Genomic DNA, 18,246 nt, shown 5'->3' on the forward strand with positions numbered 1-18,246 from the left:
CAACAAGGGATGAGATTAACCATGATTTCCTATAACAAAAACCGTTCACTTCTGGCCGCCGCGGCCGGGCTGGCGATGCTGGGGCTCACCTCACCGGCGCTTGCCGATCTCGGTGACGATTATTCAACCCAAACCGCGGCTGATACCACCGTCACCAATACCGCCAGCGCCACCTTTACCGTCGGCGGCGGCTCTTCACAGTCCGTAGACAGTAACGACTATGAGTTCCAGGTTGACCGCGTCGTGAACATGACGCTGACCGAAGACGGCTCCAGCCCTGTCGACACCACACCGGAAGCCACCGGCGTCGCAACCAAGTACACCCTGACCAACCTCTCCAACGACATGCTGGATTTTGGCCTCGGGGCCCTTAACGTGACCAACAGCACGGCGCTGGAAAACTCCCTCGGCACCGACAATCTGGATGCCAGCGGTATTCAAATCTTCCTTGACACCAACGACGCCGCTAACACCGGCAGCCCCGATGGCAATTACGACAGCAACGACACGCTGGTTACCACAGTCGATGATCTCGCAGCCGGCGATAGTGCCGTGTTATTTGTTGTGATCACGGTACCAGCCCGCGCGAGCGACGGCACCGGTGCTGACAGCGGCGATATTATCGGTGTCGAACTCACCGCCACCGCCAAGGCATCGGATGGCACAGACCTGACGGAAACAGATGCTGCTAACACCGACGCTCTGGAAACGGTCTTTGATAACAGCCTCGACGAAAACACCTCAGGCAACCCCATTGTTACCGTCCAGGGCGCCTATATCATTACCGATGCCGACATGAGCATCGTTAAAAGCTCCACTGTGCTCGATGATCCCATTAATGGTGCCGCATCTGCCTCGGTATTTCCCAAGGCCATCCCCGGAGCAACCGTTGAGTACTGCATGGTGGTAGAAAACACCGGTGATGCAACCGCTGAGACCGTCACCCTGACCGATGCCATTCCGGCCGAAACCACTTTTGTGACCAGCAGTATCGCTACCGGCACCGGGGACACCTGTGGCACCAATGCCGATGATCCCGTAAAGGGCAGTGAATCCTCTGGAACCATCACTGTGAACTTTGGTGATGTGACTGCAGGCAACAGCGTGTGGGCCACCTTCGAAGTGACCATCAACTGATCACGCCATAGCGGGTATCTGACAGCGGTCTTTCGTCGAGCGGGTTCTCATCCCAAGCTGCGCTCACGAAAGCCCGCTGTTTCCGCGTTAGCAAGCATGCCTGTATCCCAGCAGCACCCGGCATTCCCTACGCCCGGGCACAAAGCCGTGTCCGCACCTGCGCACGTCTGGCTGCCGCTGGTTTTCCTCTTTTTCAGCCTGATCAGCCTGTTCGCACCCAGCGCGGCCCAGGCTCAGAATCAGAGCCAGCCCACCGAGCCGAGCATCACCAATACCGCCCGCGCCAGCTGGTTTTACCCCGGCAGCCCGGGCATTCCGGTGCAAAAGGACTCCAACGCGCTGACATTGCCGCTGCTGCAAGTGCCCGCCTGCACCCCGTCCACGGCCTTTTTCTACCAGCAGGTACCCGCCGCGCAGTCTTTGGCGGACGCCCGTGAGCGCGCTTTCGAGGGGGGCGCTTATGCCCCGAACGCCGACCCGGACGCGGCCAACGCACCGCTGCCGCCGCCCAGCGCACTGGACGGCAGCGCCCTGTCACTGGCGGCGCTGGCCACAGTGCCGGCGACGGTGTATCACGCCGGCGAGCCGATACTGCTGACGCTCGAGGACGCCAACCGCAATCTCGACCCGGCCATCCGCGAGCTGGTGCAGGTGAGCCTGGCCAGCGCTTATGGTGATGGCGCCAATAATCCCAGCAGCGCCGCCCCCGACCGTGAAATCCTCTACCTGCGGGAAACCGGCGCCGATACCGGTATTTTCAGTGCCGCGATTCAGAGCCGGCTGGCGGACGGCCAATATACGCCCCGGGATGGCGACGGCCAGCTGGTGCTGGGGATCAATGCGCGGCTGCAGTTCGACTACGGCGACCCCATGTGCGACGGGGAATCGGCCCAGACCGCGATTCTGGTAGACCCCCTTGGCGTGGTGTTCGATTCCGTCGACGGCACCCCGCTGGCCGGTGCCACCGTGTCGCTGGTGCGCGCCGCAGACGGCTCGGCGGCACCCGTGTTCGCCGATGACGGCGTCACCCCCATCTCCAACGTGCAGCAGACCGGTGCCAATGGCATGGTCGGCTTCCGTTTCCCCTTCGTGCCGCCGGGAGATTACCGCCTGCTGGTCACCCCGCCGGCCGGTTACAGTGCCCCATCCACCGTGGCGGATGCGGATATGCCGCCGGCCCCGGACGGCAGCCCCTACCAGGTGGTGCCGGCCTCCCGCGGCCAGGTCTTCACCCTGGTGCCGGGTCCGGTACTGGTGGTGGATATCCCGGTGGACCCGGGCAACAGCGGCCTGCTGCTGGAAAAAAGCGTGTCGGAAAGCAGCGCCGCCATCGGCGACTTCCTGCAATACCGGCTGCAACTGGAAAACCTCACCGCCCGCGAAGCCACCCAGGGTCGCATCAGCGACACGCTTCCCGCCGGCATGCGCTATCGCGAGGGCTCGCTGGCCATCGATGGCGTGCGGCGGGCCGATCCGGCCATCAGCGCCGATGGCCGCGTGCTGGAAATCCCCCTCGACCCCCTCGCCCCCGCCGGCCAGGTGGAAGTGCGCTATGTGGTGGAAGTCGCCGCCGGCACCGCCAACGGCGAGGCGGTCAACCGCGCCAGCGCCAGCGCCCAGGGCCCCGGCGGGCGGCCACTGAATTCCAACCTGGCGCAGGCAACCGTCAACATCCGCCAGCCCTTTATCAGCGACCGCTTTACCCTGGTGGGCAGCGTGCTGGGCGGCGACTGCGACACGCCCGCGGCCGAGCGCCAGGGCATCGCCGGTGTGCGCGTGCTGCTCGAAGACGGCAGCCATGTGGTCACCGACAGCGACGGCCGCTACCACTTTCAGGGTGTGCGCCCGGGCACCCACGTGGTGCAGCTGGATATCGACCACCTGCCGGATGGCTGGCAGCCGGTGTCCTGCGTCGACAACACCCGCTCCGCCGGCAGCAGCTACTCGCGCTTCGTCGACGCCCGCGGCGGCAGCCTGTGGCGCGTCGACTTCCAGCTGCGCCCCGGCGAGGCGGGCCTGCGCCTGCAGACCGAAACCACCGCCGCCAGCCCGCTGATCGAGCCGGTGGCGCCGCGCAACTTCACCTTTCGCGGCCGTTTTGCCTCCGGTGATGACCAGTTGCTGCCGGAATCTTTGGCCGAGCTGCAGGCGCTGCTGCGGGAACTGCAAACCGGCGAGGTGCTGACCCTGCAGGCGGTCGGCCACACCGACAGCCAGCGCCTGTCGGCGCGGGCGGCGGCCAAATTCCAGGACAACTACGGCCTGGCCATGGCCCGTGCCGCCACCATCGCCGACGCCCTCGGCGCGGCGCTGGGTCTTTCCGCCGAACGCATCACCGTCGGCGGCATGGGCCCCGATCAGCCGCTGGCCAGCAATGACAGCGCCGCCGGCATGGCCACGAACCGCCGCGTGGAAGTAACCGTGTACGGGCGCACCGGGCCGCCCACCGAGGTGGTGGGCAAGCGCCTGCAGCTGCGCCACCAACTGCGCCTCGACACCAGCGTGGGGGACTTCTCCAACCTGCGCATTACCGCCATGCTGCCCGGGGGCCTGCGCTACCTGCCCGGCACCGCGCAACTGGACGGCGTGGCGGTAGCCGACCCGCGCCAGATGGACAACATGCTGCTGTGGCGCCTGCCGGACACAGTTGCCAGCGGTAATGAAGACAGAGACGAGCGTTTCACCCGCCACTTCACCTTCCAGACCGAATCCCTGCAGCGCCGCGACGACACCGCCGCCGCAACCTGCGCGCAGGACACCAGCCTGAAAGTGAACGCGCTGGTGGATACGCCGCTGGGCAAGAATCTGCGTCTGCCGCTGGCGGAAAACCGCCTCGGCTGCCCGACAGACGCCCTGCTGCCCGGGGACGCCGACCACAACGGCGGCGGCAGCAGCCCCGCCGGTACCGGACAGCAAGGCGGCGCAGAGCAAGGCGCCCGCGAGCCGGGCGTGGCCACCACCACCCTCGACAGCGGTCGCCTCGCGGTCGCCCTCACCGCCACCGGCAATGGCAAAGGCGCCCGCGCGCCCGGGGCGGAGACTGGTGACAGCAGCGAACCCGCCAAAGCCTCCTCCATCAGTGCCGCCGGTGGCGATGTGAACTGGCTGGCGCGGGCCAGAGGCCAGAGCGGCCTGCTGTTCCCGCCGGAAAAACACAATCCCCGCGCCCCCGCCGTGCGCGCCGTGATCGCCCATGGGGTGGGTGAGAAAGTGGAACTCTCTATCAATGGCGAGCCGGCCCCGGCGCTCAGTTTCGATGGCGTCGAAACCGCGGCCTCCGGCAACAGCGCCATCAGCAAGTGGCGCGCGCTGCCGCTGGAAGAAGGGGACAACCTGCTGGAAGCGCGGGTGCTGGACGACGGCGGACGCGAACTGGCCCGCTATAGCCGCAATGTGCACTACGCCAACACCCCGGCGCGGGCGGTGCTGGTGGAAGAGCAGTCCCGGCTGGTGGCGGACGGTGTCAGCCGTCCCCAGATTGCGGTGCGCATTCTCGACCGCGACGGCTATCCGGTGCGGGACGGTATCACCGGCACTCTCGGCATCAGCGCCCCCTACGAGACCTGGCAGAGCAACGACGACCGCCAGCAGCGCCAACTGGCGGGCATGGAGGCCCTGCGCCCCCAGTACCTGGTCCAGGGCGACGAGGGCATCGCCCGCATCGAGCTGGCCCCCACCACCAACTCCGGCGCCTTCACCCTCGACTTCCGCTTCCGCACCGGCACAGACAGCGTGCGCACCCAGCAGCTGCAGGGGTGGATGGCGCCGGCGGCGCGAGAGTGGGTGGTCGTGGGCTTCGCCGAGGGCACCCTGGGCTACAACACCCTCGAGCAGAATATGCAGCCGCTGGCCGCTGGCGACGAGGAAGGGGTTTATACCGATGGCCAGATCAGCTTCTACGCCAAGGGCCGGGTGCTCGGGCGCTGGCTTTTGACCATGGCCTACGACAGCGACAAGACCCGCGAGGAGGGCCTGCTGTCGCCCATCGACCCGTCGCGCTACTACACCCTGTACGGCGATGGCACCACCCCGGTCTACGGCGCCCCCAGCCGCGACAAGCTGTACGTGAAAATGGAGCGCGGCCAGTTTTACGCCCTGTTCGGCGACTACGAAACCGGCCTGGTCAACACCCAGCTGTCCCGCTACAGCCGCGCACTGAACGGCTTCAAGGCGGAAAATGGCGCCGGCCCGCTGGTCTTCAACGTGTTCGCGGCGGAAACCGAACAGAGCTATGCCCGCGATGAGATCCAGGGCAACGGCACCTCCGGCCTGTACCCGCTCAGTTTCCCCGGCATTGTCCTCAACAGCGAGCGGGTGCGCATTGAAATCCGCGATCGCGTGCAGCAGCAGCGGGTGCTGGAGACCCGCAACCTGACCCCCTACCTCGACTACGAAATCGACTACGCCGCCGGCACCCTGTTTTTCCGCGAGCCGGTATACAGCCGCGACCTCGACTTCAACCCGGTCTATATCGTCGCCGAATATGAAACCAGCGCCGCCGACAACCGCCAGTTCAACGGCGGTGGCCGCATCGGCCTGCAGCTGTTCGACGACACCCTGGAACTGGGCGTGAGTGCGCTTCGCGACGACAGCAGCCTGGGCCGCACCGACCTCGCCGGCGCCGACCTCGGCTGGCGCTTTGCCGACGACACGGAACTGCGCCTGGAAACCGCGCAGAGCGAAGGCAGCAGCGCCGGCACAGGGCGCAGCGGCGAGGCCTGGCTGGCGGAGCTCGAACACCACAGCAGCCGCTATGACCTGCTCGCCTACAGCCGCCATCAGGACGCCGACTTCGGCCTCAACCAGCAGAACCTGGGCAACGCCGGCCAGCGCAAAACCGGCGCCCAGGGCCAGCTGCGCCTCGGCGAGCGCTGGTCGCTGGAAGCCGAGGCCTACCATCAGCAGAATCTGGTCAGCGATGCCGAGAGAAATGCCGCCATCGGCAAGCTGCGCTTTGACGGCGATGCCGGCAGCCTGAGCCTGGGCGCCCAGCATATCGCCGATAAACTCCCCGGCGACCTGGGCACAGCGGAGGAAGCGGCCTCCAGCCAGGCACTGGTGGCCGTCAGCCGCCGCCTGCTGGACGGCCGCATGGATGTCTCCCTGCAGGCGGAAACCACCCTCGACAGCGGCCAGGCGCAGAGCGCGGACTACCCCGACCGCTATGTGCTGGGCGCCACCTACGCGCTGACGGACAGCACCCGCGTGCTGCTGGCGCGGGAGTTCACCGACGGCAGCGACCAGGACACCACCGCCACCCGCTTCGGCGTGCAGGTCACGCCCTGGCAGGGGGCGCGCATCACCTCCACCCTCAACCAGAGCCGCACCGGTGACTTTGATCCCCGCCACTACAGCCAGCTGGGCCTGTCGCAGGTAGCCGCCCTCGGCGAGCAGTGGCGCCTGGAATTCGGACTCGACAGCAGCAACACCCTGGACGGCGGCGCCCCCCTGCCGAGCGTGGACAGCGAACCCGGCAGCAGCCCCTTCGGCCAGGCCAGCGCCACGGCGGTGAGCGACGACTTTGTCGCCCTGAGTGCCGGCGCCTCCTGGCGCGGCGACCTCTGGGGCTGGCGCGGGCGGCTGGAATCCCGGAATTCGGACAGCAGCGAGCGCTTCGGCCTGACCAGCAGCTTCCTGCGCCAGGCCCGCGCCGGCGTCGCCTTCTCCAGCCAGCTGGAAGCCTTCCACGACGCCTCCGACAGCGGTGTGGAGGGGAGACTGGCGAGCCTCGACCTGTCCTGGGCCTGGCGCCCGCTGGACAGCCGCTGGTCGCTGCTGAACCGGCTGGAATTCCGCTACGAAAGCCTGTTCAGCCCGGCCAGCGTCGATACGCTCAATAGCGGCCTGTTCGGCTTCGACAGTCTCACCGGCAGCGACGTGCAGAGCCGCCGGCTCATCAACAACTTCGCCCTCAACCGGGTATCCAGCCCCTGGGATGCGGAAGAGCGCAGCGGCAACCTGTTCCAGCGTTATACACGCAGCCAGTGGTCACTGTTTTATGGCGCCAAGTATGTGCTGGACAGCTTCGATGGCCAGGAGTACAGCGGCTATACCGACATGCTCGGCCTGGAAGTGCGCCATGACCTGACCCCCTGGCTGGATCTCGGCCTGCAGGCCAGCGCCCTCAATTCCTGGAGCGCCGGCACCCACAGTTTCTCCTTTGGCCCGCAGGTGGGCTTCTCCCCCGTACGCGACGGCTGGGTAACCCTGGGCTGGAACCTGAGCGGCTTCCGCGACCGGGATTTCGAGGCCGCCCGCTATACCGCTAAGGGCCCCTACCTGCAGCTCCGATTTAAATTCGACCAGAACACCCGCTTCGGTACAGGCAGCGATTCAGGGGAATAATGACAATGACAGGAATGACGCAACGCTGTATCGGTTTTTTCAGGTGGCCGGGAGCGTTGCGATTCCTGGCTGTGGTTGTGGTGATTGCCCTGCTGGCGCACCTGACCCTCGCCCAGACCAATGCCCCCACCGAGACGACCGCGGTACAGGGGCTGACCTGCCTGGACGACCGCAATGGCCGAGGAAAGCCAAAATGTGATGTGCTGGAGTTTGCCCCGCCCCAATCCTTCAGCGCCGAGCCGGGCACCGCGCCTTTCTGCGAGGCCGGTGCAGATTTCGTCTTCGGGCTGGATATGGATCTCGTGTTCAGTGGCGACCCCACCGATAACAAGCCGTTGCTCAACGATGTCGCCCTGTTCGTTGGCCAGGTTGGCAACGACCCGATAACGACCGACAAGGGGATCGCATCCTGCTCTGTGGCGACCTTCCCCACCACTTCCACAGCCGACTGGCTAGATCCCAATAGCAACACGCTCACATCCCCCTGGTTCAATGAGGATACAGACGCCTGCGGGGACTTCAGAAGAGGCGCGAGCGACACGGTGCGGATCAAGCAGCTCAAAGTACTCTGCCAGGGGGACGACGCTGCGAACGGGGCCCTAAGGATTCCCTACGCACTGACTTTTGAAAAGGGAGGACGCGGAAGCGACAACTGCCCATCAACCCAGGACGTGGAGGTAGACGAGTGTCAGGGGGGAACGGCCCATGTGGATGGCGCGGTGGCAGTGTCCGCCGGAGCCTATATCGACATTACCAAACAGACCGACCCCGCTGGCGATGGGCAGGTATTCACCTACACCGCCAGCGGCCCGGCGGGTTCCAAGGTCATCGTGCGCAATGCGGACGGCAGTTTTACCTCGGGTATCAACAGTGCCAGCGACCAGGTGACGTTCACCCTGTCCGATGGGCAGAGCGCGCGCGTGTATATCAACGCCCTGTCCACGGCGCAGACCCTGCTCATCGCGGAGGATCAGACCCCGGGCTGGGACTCCACCGCCCAGATCAGCTGCAGCTCCCAGCGGGGCACTCCCGCAACCTCCATCAACCAAGCCAGCCGCGCGGTTTCCGCGCAACTGGACGAGAACAACTCCGCCCTCGCCTGCACCATCACCAACTTTAAGCTGCCGCTTCTGGAGCTGCTGAAACAGGCGCAACCGGAGTGGGACGCCATCAACGGCGGCAACAACCCCAAAGCCATCCCCCAATCCCACAACCGCTATACCATTCGCCTGAGCAATTCCGGCGGAGGTGGGGTGGATCCGGACAGCCTGGTGGTAACGGACGCACTGCCGGATGAGGTGGAGCTATTTGTGGCCGACCTTACCGCCCCAGGCCAGGGGCCGATCGCATTTACCGATGGCTCCCCCAGCAGCGCCCTCTCATACGTGTTCAGCGGTCTGGCCAGCGCCAGCGACGGGGTAGAGTTTTCACAGAACGGCACAGACTGGGGCTACGTCCCCACCCCCGACGCCGATGGCTTCGACGCATCGGTACGCCATATCCGCATTCGTCCCACCGGCAATATGGCCCCGGCATCCGGCGGCAACGCCAGCTGGGCGGAGTTCGAATTCAGGGTGCGGATCAAGTGAAGGGGCGGCAGAGTCCGGTGCGCCCACTCGGCGAGCTTATGATCAATCTCAGCATTGGGTATCGCCCTAGCCAAAGAGACACTTTGACTCTCTGCTGGTGAAGGTCAAACGCCGGCCCAAGCCCCAAGCCCCAAGCCCCAAACAAGGTATCCCGACACGGAAACCCCTCCCGCCAAGCATATCGAGGCTGCGGCCCCGCAGGAATGCCACAGGCCGCGGCTGAGCCAGCTTGAATTCCGTGGTGAAAGCCGGTTAAATCGCGCCATATCGATGCAAATTCCGCCAGCGGCGGTCTGTTCAGCGTCAACTGCGGTACCGGCAACGATGTACAGAGCCGCCAACTGGTCAACAGCTTCGCCCTCAACCGGGTATCCCCCCGTGTGATACAGAAAACCGCAGCGGCAGCCTGTTACAAGGCTATGGGCGCAGGCAGTGGTGACTGTATTGCCACGTCAGGTATGTACTGCCCAGCTTTGATGGCCAGGAATTCGCCAGCCACACCGACCATGCGGGGCCGGGCAGTGCGCCGTGACCAACCCCTCTGGCTGGATTGGTCCAGCGCAGTAACCTCTTGGAGCGCAGGCCGGCAGGTCTGCTTCTCCCCGCCGGCGACGGCTGGGTGACCCTGGGCTGGAACCTGAGCGGCTTCCGCAACCGGGATTTCAAGCCGCCCGCGATACCGCCCAGGGTCCTTACCTGCAGCTGGGATTTAAATTCGACCAGAACACCCGCTTCGGCACAGGCAGGGAAACGGGAAAAATGATGTTGGCAAAGACGAAGTTGGCGAGAACGAGCTTAGCGAGAATAAAGTTGGCCGTGATGACACAGCGCAGCATCGATGTTTGCAGATGGGCGGGCCTGACGCTGCTTGCCCTGCTGGCTCTGCCTTCTCTCGCCCAGACTGCGCCCACCGGCACTCCCGCATGGAAGGACCAGACCTGCCTGGCCCAACGCATCTCAAGCCCAAACTGTACCGCGAAGGAATTTACCGTTTCCCCTTCCTTCAGTGCCGAACCGGGCACCCCCCCCTTCTGCGAGGCCGGTGCCGAATTCGAATTCGTGGTGGATGTGCGGCTCTATGACAGCAATGCCGACCGCTACAATATCGGCCTGTTTGTTGGCCAGGAGGGCAACGATCCACAAGCGACGGTGTCGGGCAACAGCTGCTCGGTGGCGACTTTCCCCACTGCGCCCGCGCCCTGGTTTAGTGCCGATAACAACGCCTGCGGGGATTTTTACAATGGCGGCGACGACACCATACGGGTCACCGAGATCAAGGTGGTCTGTCAGGGGGACGGTTCCACCGGCGCCCTGCAAGTGCCCTACGTGCTGACCTACGAGCAAAAATCCGGCGGCCAGTGTTCATCGCCGGCAGACGTGGTGCCCGGCGGCAAATCCAAGTGTCAGGGCGATAATGCCCTTGTGGATGGCGTGGTGCCGGTGTCCGCCGGTGCCCATATCGACATCACCAAAGAGACCCAGCCCGGTGGTGAAGGGCAGCTATTCACCTACACCGCCAGTGGACCGGCTGGCTCGAAGGTGATCGTGCGCAATGCGGACGGCAGTTTCACCTCGGACCTCAACAGCGCCACCGGTCAGGCGACCTTCACCCTCTCCGATGGCCAGACCGCCCGCGCCTATATCACTGCGCTGCCCTCGGCGCAGACACTGACCGTAGTGGAGGAGAAGGCCCCGGGCTGGGATGCCCCCGCCCTCATCAGCTGCAGCGCCCAGCGCGGTGCGCCCCCCACCACCATCGACAGCGCCAACCGCACCGTGTCGGCACAGCTGGATGAGAGTAACTCTGCCGCTGCCTGTACCTTCATCAACCGCAAGCTGCCCACCCTCACCGTCAACAAGGTCAGCAACGGCGATACCGGCAGTTTTTCTTTTACCGCGGGTAACGGCTGGGGCGGCGAAACACTGACCACCACCACCCCGGGCAGTGCGGTCAGCAGCCCCACCAGGCCCCTGGCGAATTTCGCCGTACCCACCGAACTGGTCGAGCAAATCCAGCCCGGTTGGCGGCTGGCGGATATCAGCTGCTCGGGCCTCGGCAGCGGCGGCAGCGCCGCCGTCGACCTCGCCAGCGGCAAGGTCACCCTCGATGCGGCGGCGGTAAACGAGCCGGGCGCGGATATTGACTGCACCTTCACCAACGTGCGCCAGCGCACGCTGACCGTGACGAAAAACCTCATTCCCCTGTATCCGCCGTATCCTGATAGTGGCTTTTTTCGATCTCTACGCTGGAGAGAGAGTTCCGATCAATCATTGAGCACACAGCAGGAACGCGAGGCTCTGTACGATCACTGGGATGAGAACAGGCCAGAATGCCCGGACGGCAGCAACAACTGCTTATTCTTCGGACCCTATGTGCGGGCCCTGGAGCCATGGCCGGCAGGCGATAACGCTCTGTTTATCATGAGCGCCAACGGCACCGACAGCGCCGCGGGCGGTGACGGCACCAGTGTCAGCACTTTAGTAGACGTCGGCAGCAACCCGAGCATTGCGGAGAAAGCCGGCACCGGTACGGCACTGGAAAACTACGATGCCAGCTACCGCTGCGATACCAGCCCGGAAACCACCGGCACTGGCAGCAGTGCCAGCCTGACCATGCCCAATGCGGATGTGGCCTGTGTCTTTACCAATACCCGCCGCTCCGCCACCCTGACCCTGAGTAAAACCTGGGTCAATGCCCCCAATGGCGTTACCGCAACCGTCACCTCCAATGGTTTTATCAACGACACCACCACCGGCGCGGTAGAGGCCAATGGCAACAATACCGTTACCGGTGCGCCGGTCAGGGTCTATGCAGGAGAGTCCGCCACCTTCACCGAAACCTACTCGGTCGGCGACCCGGCCAAGTACAAGCTGACCCTCGACTGCTCCGGCACCAGCGGTGTGAGCGGCAACAGCCTGACCATCGGTGGCAGCGATACCGCCATCAGCTGTACCGCCACCAACAGCCTCAAACTGCCGGAACTGTCGGTGGTGAAACAGGCACAGGTGGAGTGGGACCCCATCAACAACAGCAACAACCCCAAGGCCATACCCCAATCCTACAGCCGCTATACCATTCGCCTCAGCAATGCCGGCGAAGGCGAAGTGGATGCTGACAGCCTGGTGGTAACCGACGCACTGCCGGCTGCAGTGGAGCTGTATGTGGGTGATCTTAATGGCGCGGGCCAGGGGCCGGTGGCATTCACCGATGGCTCCCCCTCAAGCGCCCTGTCCTGGCAGTTCATCGCCCTGGACAGCGACAGCGATGGGCTCGAATTTTCCCGGGATGGTACAGACTGGAGCTACGTCCCCACCCCCGGCGCCGATGGCTTCGATGCATCGGTGCGCCATATCCGTATGCGCCCCAGCGGCAGCATGGCCCCGGCATCCGGCGATAACGCCAGCTGGGCGGAATTCGCGTTCAGGGTGCGGATTCAGTAAAGGCCGGATTCAGTCAAGGCGCGGATTCAGTAAAGAGGCGGCCGACTCGAATGCCCTTACACATGAATCTGATAGTGGCGCTCAATATTGAGCGTCACTTGCCCCCAGCGAGATGCCCTGACTCTTTGCTGATGCAGGTCAAACGCCGCCCGATGCGCGAACTCCTCATAAACGTCAAAGCGAAGGGGGTTTTCCGGGTTTTCCGTGACACGGAAAACCAGGCAGCCGGGCTCTTCGAGCGTGGGACGTTTATGATTGTCCAGCTCGTTTTTTACCACTTCAAGCTCCGATTCCGGAACCAGGATATAACCCCGCAAGGTTACTTTGGACATAAGCTTCCTTATTGCGCGGAAATCTCTATTTTCAGAATCCTGTTTTCTCCCCCAGCACTGTTTAAACACCAAGCCCGAAACCCAGCCCCAAACCCAAACCCAAACCCAAACCCAAGCCCAAGCCCAAGCCCTCGGATCAGTGGGGCTAATGTTTCCCAGGGTAAGTGGCCGATCAGCCTTTGTTCAATAAAAATTCCGCGGTCTGCCGTCTTCACTGAGGCAGGCTATGCGGGAGACTCTCTGGAATTTTTTCTGCGGGTTTAATGGGATTGCGGGGGATATACAGATAAGTCTCAGTGCTTTCAGCGCTGAAATCACCGCGCGTGATTATTATTTTCAGACAATGCCCGGCAGACACGCGGCCCGCCGGGCATTTTTTGGCAATGGCTGAAAAATTAGTTCAGCACTTCGATGCGATCTACTTTCTGGAACCCTCGCGGCAGTTTGTTACCGCGGCGGCCGCGTTCGCCGATGTAGTGATCCAGCTCGGAGATTTTGATCTTGGTGTGACGCTTGCCGGCGTGGATCACCAGCTGGGCGTTGCCTTCCAGTACCGCGACACCGACCATGATCTCGTCGCGGCTGGCGGCGCGGGCGGAGGGGATATTGACGATCTTGTTGCCCTTGCCCTTGGACAGTTCCGGCAGTTCCGATACCGGGAACACCAGCATACGGCCCTCGCTGGTGACCGCCGCCAGCATAGCCTCATCCGGGTTTTGGATCTCCCGTGGCGGCAGTACGCGGGCATTGTTGGGCAGGCTCAGCATGGCTTTACCGGCCTTATTGCGGGACTGCAGATCGCCGAGCTTGGCCACGAAACCGTAGCCGGCATCGGAAGCCAGCAGTATGCGCTGCTCATCCGCGCCCATCAGCAGGCCCTCGAAGGTGGCGCCGGAAGGCGGGTTGATGCGCCCGCTCAGGGGGTCGCCCTGGCCCCGCGCCGAGGGCAGGGTGTGGGTGGCGATGGCGTAACTGCGCCCGGTGCTGTCCAGCAGCAGGGCCATCTGGTTGCTCTTGCCGCGGGCGGCGAGCTTGAAGTGGTCGCCGGCCTTGTAATTGAGCGAGGTGGGGTCGATCTCGTGCCCCTTGGCGGCGCGAATCCAGCCCTTGTCGGACAGCACCACGGTGATGGGGTCGGAAGACAGCAAATCGGCGGCATCGAAGGCTTTGGCCTCGCCGCGCTCCACCAGCGGCGAGCGGCGCTCATCGCCAAACTCTGCGGCGGCCTCCAGCAGCTCCTTTTTGATCAGGGTTTTCAGGCGACGGGGGCTGTCGAGGGTCTTGGTGAGATAATCCCGCTCTTTTTCCAGCTCCGCCTGTTCGCCGCGAATCTTCATTTCCTCAAGCCGCGCCAGCTGGCGCAGCTTGGTGTCGAGAATGTATTCCGCCTGGGTGTCGGTGAGTTCGAAACGCTCCATCAACGCCTTTTTGGGCTCGTCGTGGGTGCGGATGATCTCGATCACCTCATCGATATTGAGGAAAGCGATCAGCAAACCGGCCAGCAGGTGCAGGCGCTTCTCGACTTTGTCGAGGCGGAACTGCAGGCGGCGGCGGGTGGTTTCGGTACGGAAGCTGAGCCACTCGCTGAGGATAACGTCCAGGGACTTGACCTGCGGGCGACCGTCGACACCGATCATATTGAGGTTGATGCGGTAGCTCTTTTCCAGGTCGGTGGTGGCGAACAGGTGGTTCATCACCTGCTCCAGATCCACGCGGTTGGACTTGGGCACGATCACCAGGCGGGTGGGATTTTCGTGGTCGGACTCGTCGCGCAGGTCGGTGACCATGGGCAGCTTCTTGGCCTGCATCTGCGCGGCGATCTGCTCCAGCACCTTGGCGCCACTGGCCTGATAGGGCAGTGCGGTGATGACGATATCGCCATCTTCCCTGTTCCACACCGCGCGCATTTTCACCGAACCGCGACCGGTCTCGTAGACCTTGTGGATATCGGCACGGGGGGTGACGAGTTCCGCCTCGGTGGGCATATCCGGCCCCTGTATGAACTGGCACAGTTCGGCAACCGTGGCCTTGGGGTTTTCCAGCATATGCACAGTGGCGTCCACCACTTCGCGCAGGTTGTGCGGGGGAATGTCGGTGGCCATGCCCACGGCGATACCGGTGGTGCCGTTCAGGAGGATATTGGGCACCCGCGCCGGCAACACGGCGGGTTCGTCCATGGTGCCGTCGAAGTTGGGCTGCCAGTCCACGGTGCCCTGGCCCAGCTCCGACAGCAGCACCTCGGCGTATTTGCCCATGCGCGATTCGGTGTAACGCATGGCGGCGAAGGACTTGGGATCGTCCGGCGAACCCCAGTTGCCCTGCCCGTCCACCAGCGGGTAGCGGTAGGAGAAGGGCTGCGCCATCAGCACCATGGCCTCGTACACGGCGCTGTCGCCGTGCGGATGGTACTTACCGATCACGTCGCCCACGGTGCGGGCGGACTTCTTGTACTTGGCGCTGTTCTTGAGGCCCAGCTCGCTCATGGCGTAGACGATGCGGCGCTGCACCGGCTTCAGACCGTCGCCGATATTCGGCAGGGCGCGGTCCAGGATCACGTACATGGAGTAATCCAGGTAGGCCTTCTCGGTATATTCCTTCAGCGGCAGGCGCTCTGTCGCGTCGTACACGGAGGGTTCGGTCATACTGCATCCGTCTCGTTATTCTGTTCGGAAGTAGCGGATTATGGCGGCAAGCGGCGAGGGGTTCAAAGCCCACTTGGAGCTTAGTGTCCGGCAACCCGCCTTCCCGGCAGTCACGGGGTCGCTCAGGGGCGGCTTCTGCGCTACCGCAACGGGCGGCACCGCTAGAGAAGGGGCGAGGGGCGGGAAGAGCAAGAGGGGCACAAGGAGTACATGAGGGGTACAAAGGGTAAGAGGTTAAGAGGGACCGGTGCGGCGCCAGTGCGGCGAGTGCCATCATGCACTCGCGCTCTCACTCTCACTCTCACTCTCACACACTACGGCCCTGCCTGCCCTCGGCGAGCTGCGGGACTCAGCGGCGGAATTCGAACGAGAACTGCACTGAGTTCTCCATGCCCCTGTCACCGGTGTAGCTGTAATAGGCCAGGGAACCGCTGTAGCGCTCGTTGAACGAGAATCGTGCAAAAGGTTTGATGTAGGTGTCGCTGTCGATGCCGACGCTCTCGCTGTAGCAGTCGCTGCAGTTACTGATGCCGCGCTCGACATCGAAATAGCGCCAGCCCAGATTCACGCCGGCCTGCAAACGCTCGCTGAAGGGGTAAACAATGCCGCCGTCCACATACAGGGAGCCGGCGTCAATGCTGGATTTTTCCGTGGACTGGTCGCCGGTCAGATTATTTTGCACGCCCTGAGAGAACTGCGCCTCGTCGTCGATAAAAAACAGCGTAACGCCAACGGAAAAATTGAGCAGACCCTGCTGGCCATTGTAACTGCCGCCGATACCAAAGCCGCTGTCGCCAATACCGTTGAACTGTGCCGTGTCGCTGTTGATGGTGATACTCTCACCCTGCACACCCCAGCTGCTCTGGTATACGGACCCCGTGTCGAAAATTGTCTGCGCCGCGAGGGGTGTGGCGAGCAGGGCGGCAGGTAAAATAATGAGGCCTGCGGCCAGCAGGGCCGGTTGCAGTTTTTTCAGGATAGCCATCCAAGCGTTCCTCTAATATACAGAGTTAACACGCAGATGCGCGAAACTGTATAGAGCTAAAATATGTAAATTTAATATGTAAAGTTATTATGTGAAATTAAATAGACGACGTGATTAAAGCAAAATGCTTTCCTGCCAACAAATAAAACGCCCTAAGATTTTTGACTAATGATCACACCGCTGCGGCAGTTCATTCACAGCGCCCCACTAAACACCCCATTAAGCACCTCACTGACACCACGATAAGCACAGACTGGAAGGCTCCTTGAAAACACCGCCGCTCTCCCTGATCCAGCTAAGCACCGACCTGCTGCAACCTGTATCGCTGCAAATTCGCGCCGGCGAAATCCTCTGCCTGTCCGGCCCTTCCGGCAGCGGCAAGAGCCGGCTGCTGCGCGCGGTCGCCGACCTGGACCCCCACGGCGGCAGCGCAAGTCTCGGCGCTGAAACCCAGCAGACGTTGCGCGGCCATCTCTGGCGGCGGGCGGTGATGATGGTGCCGGCGGAGAGCGCCTGGTGGCATGAAACCGTGGGCGAACACCTGCCCAAGCCCATGGATGCGGCACTGGGACAACTGGGGTTTACCGCCGATGTCACAGACTGGTCCATCGACCGCCTGTCATCGGGGGAGAAGCAGCGCCTGGCTCTGGTGCGCGCCCTGGCCCATGAACCCCGCGCGCTGTTGCTCGATGAGCCCACCGCCAATCTCGACCCCGACACCACCCGGCAAACCGAGCGCTGGCTGTGCGAGGTAATTCGCCAGCGCGCACTGCCAACCCTGTGGGTGGCCCACGACCGGGCGCAGATCGAGCGGGTGGCCAGCCGCCACCTGCATATCGAGGGCGGTCGCTTGAACGAAAGCGCCGGGGGGCAGAACGGATGGATGTGATCGCACTCAGCTGGTGGCAACTGGCAATGGCGGCGACACTGGTGATCGCCCTCGCCGCCTGTGTCTACCGGGCGAGGCTCGGCGTCGGCAACGCGCTGCTGCTCAGTGCCGCACGCACCGCCGTGCAGCTGACCCTGATCGGATTTGTGCTGGAGGCCCTGTTCGCCCTCGGGCGGCCACTGTGGGTGGCACTGATGGGGCTGGCGATGCTGCTGCTGGCCGGCCGGGAGGTGATGGCGCGGCAGAGTTACCGCCTGCGCGGCGGCTGGGGCTTTGCCATCGGCACCCTGTCCATGTTTGTGTCGGCCTTCAGCGTCACCGTGCTGACACTGATCGTGGTCATCGGCCCTAGCCCCTGGTATTCACCGCAGTACGCCATCCCGCTGCTGGGGATGCTGCTCGGCAACACCATGACCGGTATCGCCCTGGCCCTGGACCGGCTCAGCGAGGGCGTGCGCCGCGAGCGCCAGCTGGTTGAGGGCCGCCTGATGCTGGGGCAGAGCTGGCGCGAGGCCTGCGCTGAGCTGCGCCGGGGGGCGATGCGCGCGGGGCTGATGCCCATCATCAACGCCATGGCGGCGGCGGGCCTAGTGTCTCTGCCGGGCATGATGACCGGCCAGATCCTCTCCGGCACCGCGCCGGCGCTGGCGGTGAAGTACCAGATCCTGATCATGTTCACCATTGCCGCCGGCACCGGCTTCGGCACTTTTATCGCCGTCAGCGTCGCCTCGCGGCGACTGTTCGACGGCCACGAACGTCTGCGGCTGGATCGCCTTAAAACTGCCTGACGTCACTAGCTCGCACTTTACTCCCCGAGATTGTGGCCGCAGTTCCGTTCGCTCGCGGTAACAGGTTTGAGCGCGCCGGCTTCCTGACGAAACTCCCG

Annotated in this window: 8 protein-coding genes and 1 pseudogene; 6 read left to right on the forward strand and 3 right to left on the reverse strand. The window is 63.8% G+C overall.

Annotated elements, in window-relative coordinates; translation table 11 throughout:
- Nucleotides 1–21 precede the first annotated feature (21 nt).
- From ABEA58_RS03880 to ABEA58_RS14395, 4 genes and pseudogenes are all read left to right on the forward strand, one after another.
- Complete coding sequence (locus ABEA58_RS03880) at nucleotides 22–1,137, forward strand: hypothetical protein (protein WP_345549031.1); 1,116 nt, start codon at nucleotides 22–24, stop codon at nucleotides 1,135–1,137.
- A gap of 147 nt (nucleotides 1,138–1,284) precedes the next feature.
- Nucleotides 1,285–7,482: an OmpA family protein gene (locus ABEA58_RS03885; RefSeq protein ID WP_345549033.1), complete on the forward strand. Its 6,198-nt coding sequence runs from the start codon at nucleotides 1,285–1,287 to the stop codon at nucleotides 7,480–7,482.
- Between the two features lie 5 nt (nucleotides 7,483–7,487).
- Nucleotides 7,488–9,071: a hypothetical protein gene (locus ABEA58_RS03890; protein WP_345549035.1), complete on the forward strand. Its 1,584-nt coding sequence runs from the start codon at nucleotides 7,488–7,490 to the stop codon at nucleotides 9,069–9,071.
- Between the two features lie 819 nt (nucleotides 9,072–9,890).
- Nucleotides 9,891–11,222 (forward strand): annotated as a pseudogene (locus ABEA58_RS14395) (prealbumin-like fold domain-containing protein); the annotation flags it as partial.
- A 1,346-nt stretch (nucleotides 11,223–12,568) separates the two neighbouring features.
- Here the strand turns inward: ABEA58_RS14395 and ABEA58_RS03900 are convergent.
- The 3 genes from ABEA58_RS03900 to ABEA58_RS03910 form a co-directional block, all read right to left on the reverse strand.
- Nucleotides 12,569–12,844 carry a putative quinol monooxygenase gene (locus ABEA58_RS03900; protein WP_345549039.1) on the reverse strand — a complete coding sequence of 92 codons (276 nt, stop codon included), beginning with the start codon at nucleotides 12,842–12,844 and terminating at the stop codon, nucleotides 12,569–12,571.
- Nucleotides 12,845–13,239: 395 nt separating this feature from the next.
- Nucleotides 13,240–15,486: a DNA topoisomerase IV subunit A gene (gene parC, locus ABEA58_RS03905; RefSeq protein ID WP_345549041.1), complete on the reverse strand. Its 2,247-nt coding sequence runs from the start codon at nucleotides 15,484–15,486 to the stop codon at nucleotides 13,240–13,242.
- Nucleotides 15,487–15,835: 349 nt separating this feature from the next.
- A complete protein-coding gene (locus ABEA58_RS03910) occupies nucleotides 15,836–16,471 on the reverse strand; it encodes a hypothetical protein (RefSeq protein ID WP_345549043.1) in 636 nt (211 codons plus the stop codon).
- A 265-nt stretch (nucleotides 16,472–16,736) separates the two neighbouring features.
- Here ABEA58_RS03910 and ABEA58_RS03915 point away from each other — a divergent pair, with 265 nt between their 5' ends.
- Both ABEA58_RS03915 and ABEA58_RS03920 read left to right on the forward strand, forming a co-directional pair.
- Entirely contained in the window at nucleotides 16,737–17,360 is a 624-nt protein-coding gene (locus tag ABEA58_RS03915) for an ABC transporter ATP-binding protein (RefSeq protein ID WP_345549045.1), read from the forward strand.
- Nucleotides 17,351–18,148 (forward strand): ABC transporter permease, encoded by a 798-nt coding sequence (locus ABEA58_RS03920; protein ID WP_345549047.1) that lies wholly within the window; start codon nucleotides 17,351–17,353, stop codon nucleotides 18,146–18,148. Before ABEA58_RS03915 ends, ABEA58_RS03920 begins: the two co-directional genes overlap by 10 nt.
- Nucleotides 18,149–18,246: the final 98 nt, after the last annotated feature.

It is taken from the genome of Microbulbifer aestuariivivens (assembly GCF_039545115.1).
GTDB lineage: Bacteria > Pseudomonadota > Gammaproteobacteria > Pseudomonadales > Cellvibrionaceae > Microbulbifer > Microbulbifer aestuariivivens.